This window comes from Nocardioides sp. Leaf285, from assembly GCF_001422955.1.
In the GTDB taxonomy this organism is placed as follows: domain Bacteria; phylum Actinomycetota; class Actinomycetes; order Propionibacteriales; family Nocardioidaceae; genus Nocardioides; species Nocardioides kribbensis.
Map to the genome: position 1 here is coordinate 1,095,313 of NZ_LMNH01000003.1, position 18,474 is coordinate 1,113,786.

Consider the following 18,474-nt stretch of genomic DNA (forward strand, 5'->3'; position numbering starts at 1 on the left):
AGGGTTCCGGCCGTGCCCGACCAGCCTGAGCAGCCCGTGCCGACCGAGCCCGCCGAGCCCGCCGAGCCCGCCGAGGCCGGCGGGCCCGCCGAGCCGCAGCCCGACGCCGCGGGCGAGCCGGCACGCGATCCCGACGTACCGCCGGAGGCGTGGTCGGGTGTGCACCGCGGACCGCTGCGCGCGGGGGAGTGGGTGCGCCTGACCGACACCAAGGGCCGCCGGCACAACTTCGAGCTCGTGCCGGGCAAGCGCTTCTTCTCCAACCGCGGCCACCTCGAGCACGACGACCTCATCGGGCGCGAGGAGGGCTTCACCCTCGCCTCGTCGGCGGGCGGGGAGTACCTCGTCTTCCGCCCGCTGCTCTCGGAGTTCGTCGTCTCCATGCCCCGCGGCGCGGCCGTCGTCTACCCCAAGGACGCCGCCCAGATCGTGGCCCTGGCCGACATCTTCCCGGGCGCGCGCGTGGTCGAGGCCGGGGTAGGCTCCGGCGCGCTCACCTGCTCGCTGCTGCGCGCGGTCGGCCCCTTCGGCCGGGTGACCTCCTACGAGCGCCGCGAGGAGTTCGCCGAGGTCGCCCAGCGCAACGTCCACCAGTTCTTCGGTGCTCCCGAGGGCAGCAGCCACCCTGCTTGGCAGCTGCGCCTGGGCGACCTGGCCGAGGCGCTGCCGGCCTCCGGGGAGCGCTGCGACCGCATCATCCTCGACATGCTCGCGCCCTGGGAGTGCCTCGACGCCGCCGCCGACGCGCTCGTGCCCGGCGGCATCGTCTGCGCCTACGTCGCCACGACGACCCAGCTCTCCCGCTTCGTCGAGACCGTCCGGGCCCATCGCGGCTTCACCGAGCCCCAGCCGTGGGAGTCGCTCGTGCGCGACTGGCACGTCGAGGGCCTGGCGGTGCGCCCGGGGCACAAGATGATCGGCCACACCGCGTTCCTGGTGACCGCGCGCCGGATGGCCCCGGGGGAGCGCCCGCCGCGCAAGACCCGTCGTCCCGCCCCCGGCGCCTACGGCCCCGACTACTCCGGCCCCCGCCCGCCCGACGTGCCGGTCGAGGACCCCGCCTCCGACTGAGCGCGCCCGGGTCGTCCCCACCCGCCCGGGTGGCACGGCGGTGCCGGTGGCGCGGCGGTGTCGGGGGCGCGACCAAAACGTGACCGACACCGTGGGATCCGCCCTTCCCTGACGTCGTCGCGCGGGTAGTGTCGCCAGCACAGGAGGTGCGCTGATGACGTCGGAGAACCCGTCAGGATCGAGTCGGTACGGCACGGGGGGCGCGAGCCCCGAGGAGCTCATGACCCAGGTCCGCTTCCTGGAGCAGGAGGTGGGTGACCTGCGTCGTCGCCTCTCCGAGGCTCCGGGGAGCCCGCGCGGACTCGAGCTGCGCCTGGCCGACACCCAGCGGTCCCTGGCCGCGGTGACCTCGCAGAACGAGCGCCTCGCGCAGACGCTGCGGGAGGCGCGCGACCAGATCCTCAAGCTCAAGGAGGAGGTCGACCGCCTGGCCCAGCCGCCGGCCGGCTTCGGCACGTTCCTGTCGCGCAACGACGACGACTCCGTCGACGTCTTCACCGGTGGGCGCAAGCTGCGGGTGACGGTCAGCCCGGGCGTCGACCTCGACGACCTGCGCCGCGGCCAGGAGGTCATGCTCAACGAGGCCCTCAACGTCGTGGCCGCCCTGGAGTTCGAGCAGGTCGGCGAGGTCGTGATGTTCAAGGAGCTGCTCGCCGACGGCGAACGGGCCCTGGTCATCGCCAACGCCGACGAGGAGCGCGTCGTGCGCCTCGCCGAGCCCCTGCGCCAGGAGACCATCCGCGCGGGCGACTCCCTGCTGCTGGACTCGCGGGCGGGCTACGTCTACGAGAAGGTCCCGAAGTCGGAGGTCGAGGAGCTGGTCCTCGAGGAGGTCCCCGACATCGCCTACGAGTCGATCGGCGGCCTCGGCGGCCAGATCGAGATGATCCAGGACGCCGTCGAGCTGCCCTACCTCCACCCCGAGCTGTTCAAGGAGCACGAGCTCAAGCCGCCCAAGGGCGTGCTGCTCTACGGCCCGCCCGGCTGCGGCAAGACCCTCATCGCCAAGGCCGTCGCCAACAGCCTGGCCAAGAAGGTCGCGGCCAGGACGGGGCAGGAGGGCAAGTCGTACTTCCTCAACATCAAGGGCCCCGAGCTGCTCAACAAGTACGTCGGCGAGACCGAGCGCCACATCCGCCTGGTCTTCCAGCGCGCCCGGGAGAAGGCCAGCACCGGCACCCCGGTGATCGTGTTCTTCGACGAGATGGACTCCCTCTTCCGCACCCGCGGCTCCGGGGTCTCCTCCGACGTCGAGAACACCATCGTCCCGCAGCTGCTCAGCGAGATCGACGGCGTCGAGCTGCTCGAGAACGTGCTGGTCATCGGCGCCTCCAACCGCGAGGACATGATCGACCCGGCCATCCTGCGCCCGGGCCGGCTCGACGTGAAGATCAAGATCGAGCGCCCTGACGCCGAGTCGGCGCGCGACATCTTCAGCAAGTACCTCAAGACCTCGCTGCCGCTGCACGCCGACGACCTCGCCGAGTTCGGCGGCGACCGCGACGCGTGCGTGGCCGGCATGATCCGGGCCACCGTCGAGCGGATGTACACCGAGACCGAGGAGAACCGCTTCCTCGAGGTGACCTACGCCAACGGCGACAAGGAGGTCCTGTACTTCAAGGACTTCAACTCCGGGGCGATGATCCAGAACATCGTCGACCGTGCCAAGAAGATGGCTATCAAGGACCTGCTCGACCACGACCAGCGCGGCCTGCGGGTCTCGCACATGCTCCAGGCGTGCGTCGACGAGTTCAAGGAGAACGAGGACCTGCCCAACACCACCAACCCCGACGACTGGGCGCGGATCTCGGGCAAGAAGGGCGAGCGGATCGTCTTCATCCGCACGCTCATCACCGGCAAGCAGGGCACCGAGCCGGGGCGCTCCATCGACACCGTCGCCAACACCGGCCAGTACCTCTAGGCCGCAGCCGTCTCCGCGGCCGACCGGACCCCCGGTGGCCGCGGAGCCGCAGGCACCTCCGGCGTAGGCTCGCGCCATGAGCGTGCGACGGGTCATGGGCACCGAGGTCGAGTACGGCATCTCCGTGGCCGGGCAGCCCCACGCCAACCCGATGGTGGCCTCCTCGCAGGTCGTCAACGCCTACGCCTCGGCCACGGTGCGCGCCCGCCGGGCCCGGTGGGACTTCGAGGAGGAGTCGCCCCTGCGCGATGCCCGCGGCTTCGACATGTCGCGCCAGGTGGCCGACGTCTCGCAGCTGACCGACGAGGACCTCGGCCTGGCCAACGTGATCCTCAGCAACGGCGCCCGGCTCTACGTCGACCACGCCCACCCCGAGTACTCCACGCCCGAGGTCACCACGCCGCTCGACATCGTGCGCTGGGACAAGGCCGGCGAGCAGGTCATGCTCGACGCCCAGGTCAGGGCGGGCCAGCTGCCCGGCGGCGCGCCGATCCTGATGTACAAGAACAACACCGACGGCAAGGGCGCCTCCTACGGCGCGCACGAGAACTACCTCATGCGCCGCTCGACCCCGTTCGCCGACATCGTCAAGCACCTCACACCGTTCTTCGTCAGCCGCCAGGTCGTCTGCGGAGCCGGCCGGGTCGGCATCGGCCAGGACGGTCGCCAGCACGGGTTCCAGGTCAGCCAGCGCGCCGACTTCTTCGAGGTCGAGGTGGGCCTGGAGACCACGCTCAAGCGCCCGATCATCAACACCCGCGACGAGCCGCACGCCGACCCCGAGAAGTACCGCCGCCTCCACGTCATCATCGGCGACGCCAACCTCGCCGAGGTGTCGACGTACCTCAAGGTGGGCACGACCTCGCTGGTGCTGGCCATGATCGAGGACCGCTTCCTCGACCGCGACCTGGCCGTCGAGGGCCCCGTCGCCGCGCTGCGCGAGGTCTCCCACGACCCGACGCTGCGCCAGCTGCTGCGGCTGCGCGACGGGCGCACGCTGACCGCGGTGCAGCTGCAGATGGAGTACCTCGAGCTGGCCCGCAAGTACGTCGAGGACCGCCTCGGCGACGACGCCGACGCGCAGACCGTCGACGTGCTCGCCCGCTGGGAGTCGGTGCTCGACCGGCTCGAGCGCGACCCGATGCTCTGCGCCGGCGAGCTGGACTGGGTGGCCAAGCTCAAGCTGCTCGAGCAGTACCGTTCCCGCGACGGCCTGGACTGGGACGACGCCAAGCTGGCCCTCATCGACCTCCAGTACTCCGACATCCGCCCCGAGAAGGGGCTCTACCACCGCCTGGTCGGCGCCGGGCGCATCGAGCGCCTGCTCGACCAGCCCGGGGTCGACGACGCCATGCACGACCCGCCGGAGGACACCCGCGCCTACTTCCGTGGCCGCTGCCTGGAGAAGTACGCCGACCACGTCGCCGCGGCCTCGTGGGACTCCGTGATCTTCGACCTGCCGGGGCGCGAGTCGCTCCAGCGGGTGCCGACCATCGACCCGCTGCGCGGCACGCGGGCCCACGTGGGCGAGCTCCTCGACCGCTGCGAGACCGCCCAGCAGCTCTTCGCCGCGCTCACCCGCTGAGTCCCGGCTCGTCGCGCCCGGGGAGTCGCTAGGGTCGGCGTATGGCACAGGAGCAGAAGCAGCCGCGCAGGTCCTCGGAGACCGAGGAGGCCGTCGAGACGGCCCCCGAGACCGATGTCGCCGAGCGCAAGGGCACCATCGACGCCGACGTCGACGACATCCTCGACGAGATCGACGACGTGCTCGAGACCAACGCCGAGGACTTCGTGAAGTCGTTCATCCAGAAGGGCGGCCAGTGATCCCCGGTCCACGACTTCCCGCGTCCTACCTCCAGCCGGGGGTGTCCTCCTTCAGCGACTTCCTCGCCGACCAGGCCCCCGACCTGCTGCCGGGGCGCCGGGCGCTGCCGCAGGGGCAGGCCGGCGACCTCGCGCCGCACGGCACGACCATCGTGGGGGCGACCTTCCCCGGCGGGGTGCTGCTGGCCGGTGACCGTCGCGCCACGATGGGCAACATCATCGCGCAGCGCGACATCGAGAAGGTCTTCGCGACCGACGAGTACTCCGCGGCCGGCATCGCCGGCACCGCCGGGCTGGCCATCGAGATGATCCGGCTCTTCCAGACCGAGTTGGAGCACTACGAGAAGATCGAGGGCACGACGCTCTCCCTCGACGGCAAGGCCAACCGGCTCTCGGCGCTGATCCGCTCCAACCTCGGCATGGCCATGCAGGGGCTGGCCGTCGTGCCGCTCTTCGCGGGCTTCGACCTCGGTGACGCCCGCGGTCGCATCTTCAGCTACGACGTCACCGGCGGGCGCTACGAGGAGACCGGCTACACCGCGGTCGGCTCGGGCTCGATGTTCGCCCGGGGCTCGCTGAAGAAGCTCTACCGCCCCGACCTCACCGAGGCCGAGGTCGTCACGCTGGCCGTGCAGGCGCTCTACGACGCCGCCGACGACGACTCCGCCACCGGCGGGCCCGACGTCGCGCGACGCATCTTCCCCATCGTCCACGTCATCACCGCCGAGGGCGGTCGACGCCTCTCCGGCGACGAGGTCGCGGCGGTCGCCGACCGTGTCATCGCGGGCCGGATGTCCCACCCCGACGGACCCACCGCCCCGCTGACCGGAGGGGGACACGCATGAGCACGCCGTTCTACGTCTCGCCCGAGCAGCTGATGAAGGACCGGGCCGACTTCGCGCGCAAGGGCATCGCCCGCGGCCGCTCGGTCGTGGTGATCCAGTACGCCGACGGCGTCCTCTTCGTCTCCGAGAACCCCTCCCAGGCGCTGCACAAGGTCTCCGAGATCTACGACCGCATCGCCTTCGCCGCCGTGGGGCGCTACAACGAGTTCGAGAACCTCCGCATCGCCGGCGTGCGGCTGGCCGACATGCGCGGCTACGCCTACGACCGGCGCGACGTGTCGGGCCGCGCCCTGGCCAACGCCTACGCCCAGACCCTAGGCACGATCTTCTCCAGCGGCGGTGAGAAGCCCTACGAGGTCGAGCTCTTCGTGGCCGAGATCGGCGACGAGGCCGCCGAGGACCAGGTCTACCGGCTCACCTACGACGGTCAGGTCGCCGACGAGCACGGCTACGCCGTCATGGGCGGTGCGGCCGACGTCGTCGCGGGCTACCTCAAGGAGCGGTACGCCGAGGGCGCCGCGCTCGCCGACGCCCTGCGCCTGGCGGTGGCGGCCCTGGGGCACACCCCGGACGAGAAGGGGGTGGCGCGCGACCGGGTCATCGCCACCCGCGACCTCGAGGTCGCCGTGCTCGACCGCACGCGGCAGCGCCCGCGCAAGTTCGTCAGGCTCAGCCCCGCGCGCCTCGAGCAGCTCCTCGGCGACCGCGCCTCGGCGGCGCCCGAGCCGGCGGCGGGGGAGACCACCACGCCCGACCTGCTCGGTGGAGCCGGCGAGGTGGAGGGCGAGCCCCCCGTCGCGCCCTGAGCCACGGCCGGCACCAGCACCGGCACGAGCACCAGCACCGCCCGAGCCCGCCCCGGACCCACGTCCGGGGCGGGCTGGTGGCGTGCGGGCCCACGGTCGACACACACCGGCGTCCCACGAAATCCCCCGGTCACACCGTCGACACCGCACGCGCGATCGGCCTTCCTACGGTCGGGCTCGACCCCACGCCCGCCCGAAAGGTGCCCTGCATGCCCGTCTCCGCCGCCAGCCTCACCGACGAGGAGCTCACCGCCTTCGTCAAGGCCCGCCTGCTCGTCTCCGGCTTCGACCTCTCCCTCCTGCCCACCACCTTCGACGCCGCCACGGGCGTGCCGACCCAGGACTCCCTGGTCGCCTCGCTGAAGGGCTTCGTGCGCTCCACGCCCGGCGCGATCAACACCTGGCGACCCGCCAGCGGCTCACCGACCGACGACGACCTCTACGCCCAGCAGGTCGCACCGCCGCTGGAGTACCCCTCGATCGTCGAGGCGTGGACCGGGAAGGTGGACGCCTGATGGTCGCCGAGGTCAACCGCCGTGCCTTCCTCGCCGCCACCGGCGCGGCCGCCGCGCTCGGCGTGGTGGGCACGACCGAGGGTGCGGCCGCCGCACCCGCTGCCGGCAGCGCCGCCGAGCGCGCCGCCACCGCGCGGGCCATCGCCGGCATCAGGCTGCCGAACGTCGCGGTGAGGGCCGCGGCCAAGGCCGACCCCACCGAGGCGACGCTGGCCGAGGCGGCCCAGCTGCTGCGCCGCAACGTCGTCACCGCCACCGAGCTGGTCTCGGCCCACCTCGAGCGGGCCGACACCTACGACGGGGTCTACCAGGCCTTCAACGCCCGACCGGCCGAAGCCGCCCGGGCCCGGGCGAGGGCGGTCGACCGGGGCAGGGTGAGCGGACCGCTGGCCGGGATCCCGCTCACGATCAAGGACAACTTCTTCACCGCCGGAGTCGCGACCACGGCCAACTCGACCATCTTCGAGGACTTCGTGCCGACCTACGACGCGACCGCCTGGTCGCGGCTGCAGGCCGGGGGAGCGGTCATGGTGGGCAAGGGTCAGATGGGTCCCCTGGCGACGACCCGCGCCACCCTGCCCAACGGCACCGTCACCACGGTCAACGCGTGGACCCCGGCCGACGCGGGCGTCGACCCGGGCGGCTCCTCGACCGGTCCCGCGACGTCGGTCGCGGCACGGATGGCCTGCTCCTCCATCGGCACCCAGACCGGCGGCAGCATCATCCTGCCGGCCAACCGGCAGAACCTCACCGGCCTCAAGCCCACCATGGGCCGGGTCTCGCTCCACGGCGTCGTGCCGCTGACCTACACCCGCGACCACGTGGGGCCGCTCGCCCGCGACGTGCTCGACGCCGCGATCATGCTCCAGGTGCTCGCTGGCGTCGACAGCCAGGACCCCCGCACCCAGGGCCTGCCCCGCAAGCCCGACTTCATCGCCTCCGCGCTGCCGAAGGTCGACCGCAGGGGCAGGGTCGTGGCGCGCCGGGCCACCCGGATCGGCGTGCCCGAGGGGTACCTCGCGAGCTTCACCGGTGAGGCCCTCGCGCTGCAGACCGAGGCGCTGGCCGCGCTCGACGCGATCCCGGGGCTCACGCTGGTCGACGTCACCTACCCCGACGACTGGGCCCTGCTCACCGGCACCTTCAACGCGGTGCGCCTGCCCGAGCGCACCGAGCCCTTCCTGCGCCTCCTGCAGCAGGACCCGACGAGGTTCGGGGTCTCGCTGACCTCGTGGGTGCAGGGGCTCTTCCTCTCCGGCGACGAGTGGATCACCGGGCAGCGGGCCAAGCACCGGCTGCTGCGCGACGTGCTCGACACCGTCATGGCCGACTGCGACGTGCTGCTGCAGACCAGTGTCGTGCCCTTCGACATCCTGGGCCTGCCGGAGATCGGCTTCCCGATCGGCTTCGCCGCCTCCAGCGCCGGCCCCGACACCCTGCCCGTCGGCACGGTCCTCGGCGGCGCGCCCTACGAGGAGGACCGCCTCATCGAGGTGGTGGCCGCCTACCAGGCCGTCACCGACTGGCACCTGCGCCGCCCGGCCGACCCCGACCTCGGCGGCCGGGTCGCCGGACGTCGCGGCGCCGCGCCCCGCCTCAGCGCCGACGAGGTGGCCCGCCTCACCGCCTGACCCGGCACGCACCGGCACGCCTCGGCACGCGCGGGCGGCGCTCCCTGCGGGGAGTCGCCGCCCGCTGCGGCGTTCCGCCCCCCGATCCCGCGCGGAGCGACGTACTGTCTCCTCATGGACCGTCGGATCTTCGGGATCGAGAACGAGTACGGCGTCACCTGCACCTTCAAGGGGCAGCGCCGGCTCAGCCCCGACGAGGTGGCGCGCTACCTCTTCCGCAAGGTCGTCAGCTGGGGCCGCAGCAGCAACGTCTTCCTGCGCAACGGCGCCAGGCTCTACCTCGACGTGGGCAGCCACCCGGAGTACGCCACCCCGGAGTGCGACGACATCACCGAGCTGGTCACCCACGACAAGGCGGGCGAGCGGATCCTCGAGGGTCTGCTGCTCGACGCCGAGCAGCGGCTCCACGACGAGGGCATCGCCGGTGAGATCTACCTGTTCAAGAACAACACCGACTCCGCCGGCAACTCCTACGGCTGCCACGAGAACTACCTCGTGGGCCGCGCCGGGGAGTTCTCCCGCCTGGCCGACATCCTCATCCCCTTCCTGGTGACCCGCCAGATCATCGTCGGTGCGGGCAAGGTGACCCAGACCCCGCGGGGCGCCTCCTACTCGGTCTCGCAGCGCGCCGAGCACATCTGGGAGGGCGTCTCGAGCGCGACCACGCGCAGCCGTCCCATCATCAACACCCGCGACGAGCCGCACGCCGACGCCGAGAAGTACCGCCGCCTGCACGTCATCGTCGGCGACTCCAACATGAGCGAGACCACCACGATGCTCAAGGTCGCCACCTGCGACCTGGTGCTGCGGATGATCGAGGAGGGCGTGGTGATGCGCGACCTCACCATGGAGAACCCCATCCGCGCGATCCGCGAGATCTCCCACGACATGACGGGGCGGCGCAAGGTGCGTCTGGCCAACGGCCGGGAGGCCAGCGCCCTGGAGATCCAGGGGGAGTACCTCGCCAAGGCCCGCGACTTCGTCGACCGCCGCGAGATCAGCACCCCCACGATCGAGCGCGCGCTCGACCTGTGGGAGCGCGGGCTCAAGGCGGTGGAGTCCGACGACCTGGGGCTGGTGGACCGGGAGATCGACTGGGTCATCAAGTGGAAGCTCATCGAGGCCTACCGCGCCAAGCACGGCCTGCCGATGGGCCACCCCCGCGTCGCCCAGCTCGACCTGGCCTACCACGACATCCACCGCGGCCGCGGCCTCTACTACCTGCTGGAGAAGCGGGGAGCCGTCGCGCGGGTCACCCACGACCTCAAGGTCTTCGAGGCCAAGTCGGTGCCCCCGCAGACCACCCGGGCCCGGCTGCGCGGCGACTTCATCCGTCGCGCCCAGGAGCGGCGCCGCGACTTCACCGTCGACTGGGTGCACCTCAAGCTCAACGACCAGGCCCAGCGCACCGTGCTGTGCAAGGACCCCTTCCGCGCCGAGGACGAGCGGGTGCAGCGACTCATCGACGGCATGTGACCCGGCGAGGGGCCGCAGGGCGCGGTGGGGCCGCCTCGTAGGATGCAGGTCGCTCCTGGGTCACCGGCCACCGCCGGCCCCGACGACCGCCACGTGAAGGATGTACCGGTGTCACGACACCTCCGCAGGCCGCTGGCCGTGCTGCTCCCGCTGCTGCTCGCCCCCACGCTCGTCTCGTGCGGCGAGGAGGTCGGCGCCCAGGGCGAGACCTCCGAGGGCCTGTCGGCGCTGAGCATCGGGGGCGACGTCGGCACCGACCCCGACGTCACGTGGTCGTCGGCCATGAGCTTCGACGCCGACGCCGACCCCGAGGTCGAGACCCTCGTCGAGGGCGACGGCCCGGAGGTCACCGCCGAGGACACCGTGCTGGTCAACTACTGGGTCGGCAACGGCTACACCGAGAGCCAGAGCTTCAGCACCTACACCGACGACGGCGCGCCGCAGGCGCTCGACCTCTCGGCCGAGGACCTGGTGCCGGTCTTCACCGACCCCCTGGTCGGCCAGACGGTGGGCTCGCGCGTGGCGGTCGCCTTCAACGCCGAGGAGCCCTTCGGCGGCGCCGGCAGCCCCGCGCTGGGCATCGGCAACCAGGACCCGGTGGTCATCGTCTTCGACATCATGGGCCCCTACGACGTCTCGGAGCCCTACGAGACCGAGGGCGCGGCCTGGACCCCCGACCTGGTCCTCGACGAGGACGGCAACCCCGAGGCGATGCGCTTCAAGGGCCGCCCGCGCCCGACCGGCGAGCTGCGCAGCCAGACCCTCGTCGAGGGCGACGGCCCCGCGCTCACCGCCGACGACACCGTGCAGGTCAAGTACCTGGGCCAGGTCTACGCCAAGGCCAAGCCCTTCGACGGCAACTACGACAAGCCCGACTTCCTCACCTCCCCGTTGAGCGGGCTGGTCGAGGGCTGGGCGCAGGGCCTCGAGGGCGTGCCGGTCGGCTCGCGCGTCGTGCTCGCCATCCCGCCGGAGCTCGGCTACGGCGCGAAGGGCAACCCCGACGCCGGGATCACGGGCACCGACACGATCTACTTCCTGATCGACATCGTCGGCGCGGGGTGAGCGTCCGCAAGAGCGAGCGCCTGCTGAACCTGCTGATCATGCTGCTGGTCCAGCGGCACTTCGTGCCCAAGGAGCGGATCCGCTCGATCCTCTACCCCGGCTCGTCCTCCGAGGCGTTCGAGAAGATGTTCGAGCGCGACAAGGACGAGCTGCGCTCGCTCGGGGTGCCGATCGAGGTGGGCAGCATGGACACCTACTTCGACGACGAGCCCGGCTACCGGATCCGGCCCGACGAGTTCGCCCTGCCCGACATCGACCTGACCCCCGACGAGGCCTCGGTCGTGGGCCTGGCCACCCGGGTCTGGCAGCACGCCAAGCTCGCCGACGCCACCACCGAGGCCGTGCGCAAGCTCCGCGCGCTCGGAGCGCCGGTCGACGTGACGGCCCTCGACATCGTCGAGCCCCGCCTGAGCGCCGAGGAGCCGTCCTTCGACGCCTTCTGGGAGGCCACCGCCGAGCGCACCCCCGTCGTCTTCGGCTACCGCCGCCCCGGCCAGGACGAGGTGACGACCCGTCACCTCCAGCCCTGGGGCGTCACCCGCTACTCGGGGCGGTGGTACGTCGTGGGCCTCGACACCGACCGTGGCGAGGAGCGCGTCTTCCGCCTCTCCCGCGTCGAGGGCGAGGCGCGGCCCGACGGCCCCGCCGGCTCCTACGACGTGCCCGCCGGCACCGACGTGAGCGCGGTGGCCCGGCGCCTGGCCCCGGCCCCCGTGGTGCAGCGCGCCGTCCTGCTGGTGCGCCGCGGCGCGGGCCACCAGCTGCGCCGCGGCGCCGCCGGGGTGGAGACCGACGTGGTGGGTCCCGACGACCACACCACCTGGGACCGCGTGGTGCTCGAGCGCGACACCCTCGGCCTGGCCGACGAGGTGCTCGGCCACGGCGCCGACGTCTGCGTCGAGGAGCCGCTCGAGCTGCGGGCCCAGGTCGTCGAGCGGCTCCGGGCCGGCCTCGACCGTGCCAGCACGGCCGGCGGTGTCGCATGACCCCGCCGACACCCGCCCCCGCCCCGGGCGCCCGCGACCAGGTCGCGCGGCTGCTGACGCTGGTGCCCTACCTCCACGCCCACGGCCAGGTGCGCCTCGACGAGGCGGCCGCCGCCCTCGGCGTGCCCCCGCGACAGCTGCTCAAGGACCTCAAGGTCCTGCTGATGTGCGGTCTGCCCGGGGGCTACCCCGACGACCTCATCGACGTCGACCTCGACGCCCTCGAGGACCCCGACGGCGACGGCGTCGTCCGCGTGACCAACGCCGACTACCTCGCCCGTCCGCTGCGGCTGACCCCCACCGAGGCCACCGCGGTCATCGTGGCGCTGCGGGCCCTGCGCAACGGCGCGCGTCCCGACACCCGCGAGGTCGTCGACCGCGCGCTGGCCAAGCTCGAGGCGGCGGCCGCCGCCGGGTCGGCCGCACCCCGCATCGACCCGGGCGCCGACGGGGGGGACCCCGACACCGCCCTGCTGGCCACCCGCCTGCAGGACGCCGCCGACCGGGGGCGCCAGGTCGACCTGACCTACTACGTGCCCAGCCGCGACGAGGAGTCGGTGCGCACCGTCGACCCGCGCGGCGTGGTCTCCACCGGCGGCGTCGCCTACCTCGACGCGTGGTGCCACCTCGCCGGGGCGCCACGCCTCTTCCGCCTCGACAGGATCCGTGAGGCCGTCGTCTCCGAATCACCTGTCGTGACCGACCCCGAGCCGCCGCGCGACCTCGCCGAGGGCATGTTCGCGCGCTCGGGCGGCACCACCCCGGTGACGCTGCGCCTGGACCCCCCGGCGCGGTGGGTCGTGGAGTACTACCCCGTCGAGGAGGTGCGGCCCCAGTCCGACGGCGGTGTCGAGGTCGACCTGCTCGTCGCCGACCCGCGCTGGCTGACCCGCCTCCTGCTCCGGCTCACCCCGCACGCCCGCGTGGTCGACCGCGACGGCGCTCACCCAGAGTTCACCCAGACGTACACAGCAGCGGCCAGGTCAACCCTCGGTCTCTACACATGACGAGGCGTACAGTGGACCTCGTCGCGGTCGACGCCTCCGGGCACCCGACCGAGACCCGCACGCACACCCAACAGAGAAGGTCCTGATGTTCCTCCCCATGATCGGCATGCCCCAGGGCGCGGAGTGGCTCGTCATCCTCGCCATCGTCATCCTGGTCTTCGGTGCGGCCAAGCTCCCCGACCTCGCCCGTGGCACCGGCCAGGCGCTGCGCATCTTCAAGGCCGAGACCAAGGGCCTCAAGGACGACGACGACAAGGAGGGCACCGCCGCCGACACCACGCCGGCCGCCGAGCTCCCGCCGTCGCCGACCCCCGCCCCCACCCCGGCCGAGGACCTGACCGAGCAGCGCCCGACCGACCAGCACCGCAGCTGAGCCGCGACGACACCTCCCACCCGTGTCGATCTCCGGAGTCGTCAAGCTCTTCGTCGGTAAGCCGGTCCACCCGATCGGGTCCGACGGCCGGATGGCCCTCTCGGACCACCTCCGGGAGCTGCGCGCACGCATCCTCAAGGTCGTGCTCGCGCTCCTGGTCACCCTGATCATCTCGCTGTTCTTCTTCGACCCGCTCTTCGCGGTCGTCAACGACCCTTACCAGCAGGCCCAGGACGCCCTGGGCGCCGACCGCACCCAGGCCACGACCTCGGGAGCCGGCGGCGGTCTGCTGCTCTACCTCAAGCTGTGCGGCCTGGCCACGCTGGTGCTGACCAGCCCGGTCTGGCTCTACCAGATCTGGGCCTTCATCCTGCCGGGGCTGCACCCCCACGAGCGCAAGTGGACGCGCGTCTTCGCCGCCATCGCCGGCCCCCTGTTCTTCGCCGGCATCGTGCTGGGCTACGTCACGCTGCCCAAGGGCCTCGAGGTGCTCATCGGGTTCACCCCCGACGGGCTGACCAACCTGGTGGAGTTCAACGAGTACCTCACCTTCTTCAGCCGCACCCTGCTCGTCTTCGGCATCGCCTTCGAGATCCCGCTCTTCGTGGTGATGCTCAACCTCGCCGGCGTCGTCAAGGGCAAGTCGCTGGCCGCGCACCGGCCCTGGATCATCGTCGGCGTCTTCCTCTTCGCCGCGGTCGCCACTCCCTCCACCGATCCCTTCACCATGACGTTCATGGCCGTGCCGATGGTGCTGCTCTTCTTCGTCTCCGAGGTCATCGCCCGGTGGAACGACAAGCGGCGCGCCGCGCGCGGCATCAACGCCGGGCTCTCGCCCGACGAGATCTCCACCCTGTGAGCGCCGCCGCCACGCTGCACGACCTCGACCCCTTCGAGCTGCCCGAGTGGCTCGGGGAGGACGACGTCACCTGGGCCGCCCAGTCCGGGGTGCTCAGCGGCCACCGCGTGACCGGGGTGCTCTCGGGGCGCGCCGCCGGGTCGGGTCCGCTGCCGTGCGACCTGCTCGCCGTCGACGAGGCGCACCCGCGTCCCGTCGCCGCCGACGACGTCCGCTCCCGCGCCCACCTGGCGTGGCGCCACGGCCAGGTGCTGCTGGTGCAGCCGGCCGACGGCCCCGAGGAGGACCGGTTGACCCTCGCCGTACCGGGGCGGTCCTTCAGCGCCGACCTGGTGCTCGACGCGCTCGGGCGCCTGGCCAAGGCGGTCGGCGGCTCGCCGGAGCACTACAGCGTCCTGCTGCGGATCGGGGTAGGGCCGCTCCCGTAGGTTGGGGGCCATGAGCACGGCTGACGAGATGACCCCGGCCGAGCGCTACGCCTCCTACCGCGCGCACCGCAGCCACCCCGTCGTCCACGACTTCGAGGCGATGTACGACTTCGGCCTCGACGACTTCCAGCGTCGCGCGTGCCGCGAGATCGAGGACGGCCGCGGCGTGCTGGTCGCAGCGCCCACGGGGTCGGGCAAGACCATCGTGGGGGAGTTCGCGATCCACCTGGCCCTCCAGACCGGGCGCAAGGCGTTCTACACCACCCCGATCAAGGCGCTGTCGAACCAGAAGTACCACGACCTCGTCGCCCGCTACGGCCCCGACCAGGTCGGGCTGCTGACCGGCGACAACACCGTCAACGGCGAGGCGCCCGTGGTGGTGATGACCACCGAGGTGCTGCGCAACATGCTCTACGCCGGGTCGCGCACCCTCGACGGCCTCGGCTTCGTGGTCATGGACGAGGTGCACTACCTCGCCGACCGCTCCCGCGGCGCGGTCTGGGAGGAGGTCATCATCCACCTGCCCGACTCGGTCACCGTGGTGTCGCTGTCGGCCACGGTCTCCAACGCCGAGGAGTTCGGGGAGTGGCTGGAGACCGTGCGTGGCGACACCACGACCATCGTGGAGGAGAAGCGGCCCGTGCCGCTCTACCAGCACGTCATGGTCGGCAAGCGGCTGCTCGACCTCTTCGCCTCCTCCGACGTCGACGCCGCCGCCGGCTTCGTCAAGGAGGGCGCCCCGGTCAACGAGGAGCTGATGAAGGTCGCCCGCGACGACTGGGCCGCCTCCCGGATCAAGGACCGGCGCTCGCCCAAGGGAGCGCGCGGCAAGGGCGGGCCCAAGCAGGTCGGCAACGGCCGGCGCGTCTGGATCCCCAGCCGCTACGACGTCATCGAGCGCCTCGACCGCGAGGGCCTGCTGCCCGCGATCGTGTTCATCTTCAGCCGGGTCGGGTGCGACGCCGCGGTCTCGCAGTGCCTCAACGCCGGCATCCGGCTCACCACGCCCGAGGAGCGCGACGCCATCTACGCCTTCGTGGAGCAGAGCTGTCGCCACCTGCCCGACGACGACCTCCACGTGCTGGGCTACCACGACTTCCTCGACGGGCTCACCCGCGGTGTCGCGGCCCACCACGCCGGCATGCTGCCGGCCTTCAAGCAGGTCGTCGAGGAGCTCTACCTGCGCGGGCTGTGCAAGGTCGTCTTCGCCACCGAGACCCTCGCGCTCGGCATCAACATGCCCGCGCGCACCGTGGTCATCGAGAAGCTCTCGAAGTGGAACGGCGAGACCCACGCCGACATCACCCCGGGGGAGTACACCCAGCTCACCGGGCGGGCCGGGCGCCGCGGTCTCGACACCGAGGGCCACGGCGTCGTGCTCTGGCAGCCCGGCACCAACCCGCGCGAGGTCGCCGGCCTGGCCTCGACCCGCACCTACCCGCTGCGCTCCTCCTTCCGGCCCTCCTACAACATGGCCGTCAACCTGGTCCACCAGTTCGGCCGCGAGCGCGCGCGGGCCACGCTCGAGCAGTCCTTCGCGCAGTTCCAGGCCGACAAGGCGGTCGTCGGGCTGGCCCGCCAGCTCCGCAAGAGCCAGGACGCCCTCGAGGGCTACGCCGAGGCCGCGCAGTGCGACCGGGGCGACTTCATGGAGTACGCCCGGCTGCGCAAGCGCATCGGCGAGGTGGAGAAGGACGCGAGCCGCGCCAAGCGGGCCGACCGCCGCGCCGAGGCCATCGAGTCGCTGCGCCTGCTCAAGGTGGGCGACGTGATCGAGGTGCCGACCGGCAAGTTCGCCGGCCTGGCCGTCGTGGTCGACCCCGGCTGGGACGAGGAGGCGCCGCGCCCCTCGGTGGTGACGATGGACCGTCAGGCCCGCCGGCTGGCGATGATCGACTTCCCGACCCCGGTGCAGGCGCTCACCCGGATCAAGGTGCCCAAGAGCTTCAACGGCCGCAACCCCCAGATGCGCCGCGACCTGGCCTCCGCGCTGCGCTCGCGCACCCAGGGCGTCGTGCCGCCGCCCAGCGCCGGCGGCGGCTCGCGCCGCTCCTCCATCGCCCGCTCCGGAGCCGACGAGGAGGTCCTGGGGCTGCGTGCGCAGCTCAAGGCCCACCCCTGCCACGATTGCCCCGACCGCGAGGACCACGCACGCTGGGCCGAGCGGTACTTCAAGCTCGAGCGCGACGCCACCACCCTGCAGCGCCGGGTGGAGAACCGCACCAACACGGTCGCGCGCCAGTTCGACCGCGTCTGCGACGTGCTCAGCGCGCTGGGCTACCTCGCCCCCGACGGCGACGACCCCAGCGACGCCCGGGTCACCGACCGGGGCAAGCGGCTGATGCGGCTCTACTCCGACATGGACCTGCTGGCCGCCGAGGCGATCCGCGAGAAGCTCTGGGACGCCCTGCCCGCCTCCGGTCTCGCCGCCGCCCTGTCGGCCCTGGTGTTCGAGGCCCGTCGTGCCGAGGACCCCACCTCGCCCCGCCTGCCCGGCGGCGCCACGCGCGAGGCCATGACCGCCACCGTGCGGCTGTGGGGGGAGCTCGACCGCCTGGAGAAGGACCACAAGCTCGACTACCTGCGCCAGCCCGACCTCGGCTTCGCGTGGATCGCCTACCGCTGGTGCGAGGGCGACGACCTCGACGACGTGCTCGGCGACAGCGACATGTCGGCCGGCGACTTCGTGCGCCGCATGAAGCAGCTGCTCGACCTCGGTGGCCAGGTCGCCGACGCCGCCGGCGACACGCCCCTGCGGCGTACGGCGCGGGAGATGATCACCCGCATGAAGCGCGGCGTCGTCGCCTACTCCGGCCTGCCCGACTGACCCGGTCCGCCCCCGGTCCGACCCCGGCCCGCGAACGCACGACGGCCCGCCACCGGGATTGGTGGCGGGCCGTCGTGGGAGATGGCGGGGCTGGGGGCGGAGCTGGGGGTGGAGGCTCAGACCGCCTGCTCGATCGCCGCGGCGACCGGGGTGGACCCACCGACCAGCTCCCACTGCTTGCCGATCGTGCGGTCGTCGACCAGGCACGCGGCCACCACGGCGGCCACGTCGGCGCGGGAGACCTCGCCGCGCTCGAGGGTCTCGGCCAGCGCGACCTGGCCGGTGCCCGGGTCGTCGGTCAGGCCGCCGGGGCGGATGATCGTCCAGTCCAGGTCACTGGCCCGCAGCGCCTCGTCGGCACCGCGCTTGGCGTCGACGTAGGCCTTCCACGCGTCCTCGACGTCGTCGCCCACGGGGTTGTCGACGCCGATCGCCGAGACCTGCACGAAGCGGCGGATCCCGGCCTTGCCGGCGGCCCCGATCGACTTGGTCGAGCCCTCGAGGTCGACGGTGCGCTTACGCTCGATGTTGCCGTCGGCGCCCCCGCCCGCGGCGAAGACGACCGCGTCGCAGCCCTCGAAGGCCGCGGCGAACCCGTCAGCGTCCTGGGCCTCGATGTCGAGCAGGCGCACCTCGGCGCCCAGGGCCTCGAGCTCGGAGCGGTACTCCTCCTTGCGCACCAGGGCCACCGGCACGTGGCCGTGGTCCTTCAGCACACCGTGCAGCTGCTGGGCCACCTTGCCGTGGCCCCCGACGATCGCGATTCGACTCATGCCGTCCAACGTACGTCGCCCCCGCGCCGCGCCGATCACCCGAGCGGGGGGTCGGGGCGCCCGGCCC

The 18,474-nt window shown here is 72.4% G+C and carries 17 protein-coding genes; 16 read left to right on the top strand and 1 reads right to left on the bottom strand.

Going from position 1 to position 18,474, the window contains the following annotated elements; translation table 11 throughout:
• Positions 1–159 precede the first annotated feature (159 nt).
• The 16 genes from ASF47_RS13465 to ASF47_RS13540 all read left to right on the top strand — a co-directional run bounded on the left by ASF47_RS13465 (position 160) and on the right by ASF47_RS13540 (position 17,634).
• Complete coding sequence (locus tag ASF47_RS13465) at positions 160–1,071, top strand: tRNA (adenine-N1)-methyltransferase (protein WP_056864682.1); 912 nt, start codon at positions 160–162, stop codon at positions 1,069–1,071.
• Between the two features lie 220 nt (positions 1,072–1,291).
• On the top strand, positions 1,292–2,992 hold the full coding sequence (arc, locus tag ASF47_RS13470; protein WP_156697921.1) for a proteasome ATPase: 1,701 nt from the start codon (positions 1,292–1,294) through the stop codon (positions 2,990–2,992).
• 76 nt (positions 2,993–3,068) lie between these two features.
• Positions 3,069–4,577: a depupylase/deamidase Dop gene (dop, locus tag ASF47_RS13475; protein ID WP_056904051.1), complete on the top strand. Its 1,509-nt coding sequence runs from the start codon at positions 3,069–3,071 to the stop codon at positions 4,575–4,577.
• Positions 4,578–4,618: 41 nt separating this feature from the next.
• Positions 4,619–4,816 (top strand): ubiquitin-like protein Pup, encoded by a 198-nt coding sequence (locus ASF47_RS13480; RefSeq protein WP_056864417.1) that lies wholly within the window; start codon positions 4,619–4,621, stop codon positions 4,814–4,816.
• Complete coding sequence (gene prcB / locus ASF47_RS13485; RefSeq protein ID WP_156697922.1) at positions 4,816–5,661, top strand: proteasome subunit beta; 846 nt, start codon at positions 4,816–4,818, stop codon at positions 5,659–5,661. The genes ASF47_RS13480 and prcB overlap by 1 nt, the downstream gene beginning before the upstream one ends.
• On the top strand, positions 5,658–6,467 hold the full coding sequence (gene prcA / locus ASF47_RS13490; RefSeq protein WP_056864419.1) for a proteasome subunit alpha: 810 nt from the start codon (positions 5,658–5,660) through the stop codon (positions 6,465–6,467). Before prcB ends, prcA begins: the two co-directional genes overlap by 4 nt.
• Before the next feature lie 209 nt (positions 6,468–6,676).
• On the top strand, positions 6,677–6,982 hold the full coding sequence (locus ASF47_RS13495; RefSeq protein ID WP_056864420.1) for a hypothetical protein: 306 nt from the start codon (positions 6,677–6,679) through the stop codon (positions 6,980–6,982).
• Entirely contained in the window at positions 6,958–8,613 is a 1,656-nt protein-coding gene (locus ASF47_RS13500) for an amidase (RefSeq protein WP_200919066.1), read from the top strand. Before ASF47_RS13495 ends, ASF47_RS13500 begins: the two co-directional genes overlap by 25 nt.
• A gap of 114 nt (positions 8,614–8,727) precedes the next feature.
• Positions 8,728–10,089, top strand: a complete 1,362-nt coding sequence (gene pafA / locus ASF47_RS13505) for a Pup--protein ligase (protein ID WP_056864422.1) — start codon at positions 8,728–8,730, stop codon at positions 10,087–10,089.
• A gap of 108 nt (positions 10,090–10,197) precedes the next feature.
• The gene (locus ASF47_RS13510; protein WP_162242279.1) at positions 10,198–11,154 is read left to right on the top strand and encodes an FKBP-type peptidyl-prolyl cis-trans isomerase; all 957 of its coding nucleotides are present in this window, start codon (positions 10,198–10,200) and stop codon (positions 11,152–11,154) included.
• Positions 11,151–12,140 (top strand): helix-turn-helix transcriptional regulator, encoded by a 990-nt coding sequence (locus ASF47_RS13515; protein ID WP_056864424.1) that lies wholly within the window; start codon positions 11,151–11,153, stop codon positions 12,138–12,140. The genes ASF47_RS13510 and ASF47_RS13515 overlap by 4 nt, the downstream gene beginning before the upstream one ends.
• Positions 12,137–13,147 (top strand): helix-turn-helix transcriptional regulator, encoded by a 1,011-nt coding sequence (locus ASF47_RS13520; protein WP_056864425.1) that lies wholly within the window; start codon positions 12,137–12,139, stop codon positions 13,145–13,147. Before ASF47_RS13515 ends, ASF47_RS13520 begins: the two co-directional genes overlap by 4 nt.
• Positions 13,148–13,232: 85 nt before the next feature.
• Positions 13,233–13,520: a Sec-independent protein translocase subunit TatA gene (tatA, locus tag ASF47_RS20715; protein ID WP_082500281.1), complete on the top strand. Its 288-nt coding sequence runs from the start codon at positions 13,233–13,235 to the stop codon at positions 13,518–13,520.
• Between the two features lie 22 nt (positions 13,521–13,542).
• Positions 13,543–14,379, top strand: a complete 837-nt coding sequence (gene tatC / locus ASF47_RS13530; RefSeq protein ID WP_056864426.1) for a twin-arginine translocase subunit TatC — start codon at positions 13,543–13,545, stop codon at positions 14,377–14,379.
• Positions 14,376–14,807 carry a hypothetical protein gene (locus ASF47_RS13535; protein ID WP_056864427.1) on the top strand — a complete coding sequence of 144 codons (432 nt, stop codon included), beginning with the start codon at positions 14,376–14,378 and terminating at the stop codon, positions 14,805–14,807. The genes tatC and ASF47_RS13535 overlap by 4 nt, the downstream gene beginning before the upstream one ends.
• 10 nt (positions 14,808–14,817) lie before the next feature.
• Entirely contained in the window at positions 14,818–17,634 is a 2,817-nt protein-coding gene (locus tag ASF47_RS13540; RefSeq protein ID WP_227488378.1) for a DEAD/DEAH box helicase, read from the top strand.
• A 116-nt stretch (positions 17,635–17,750) separates the two neighbouring features.
• Here ASF47_RS13540 and ASF47_RS13545 read toward each other — a convergent pair whose 3' ends face one another.
• Complete coding sequence (locus ASF47_RS13545; RefSeq protein ID WP_056864428.1) at positions 17,751–18,407, bottom strand: SDR family oxidoreductase; 657 nt, start codon at positions 18,405–18,407, stop codon at positions 17,751–17,753.
• Between the last annotated feature and the right edge of the window lie 67 nt (positions 18,408–18,474).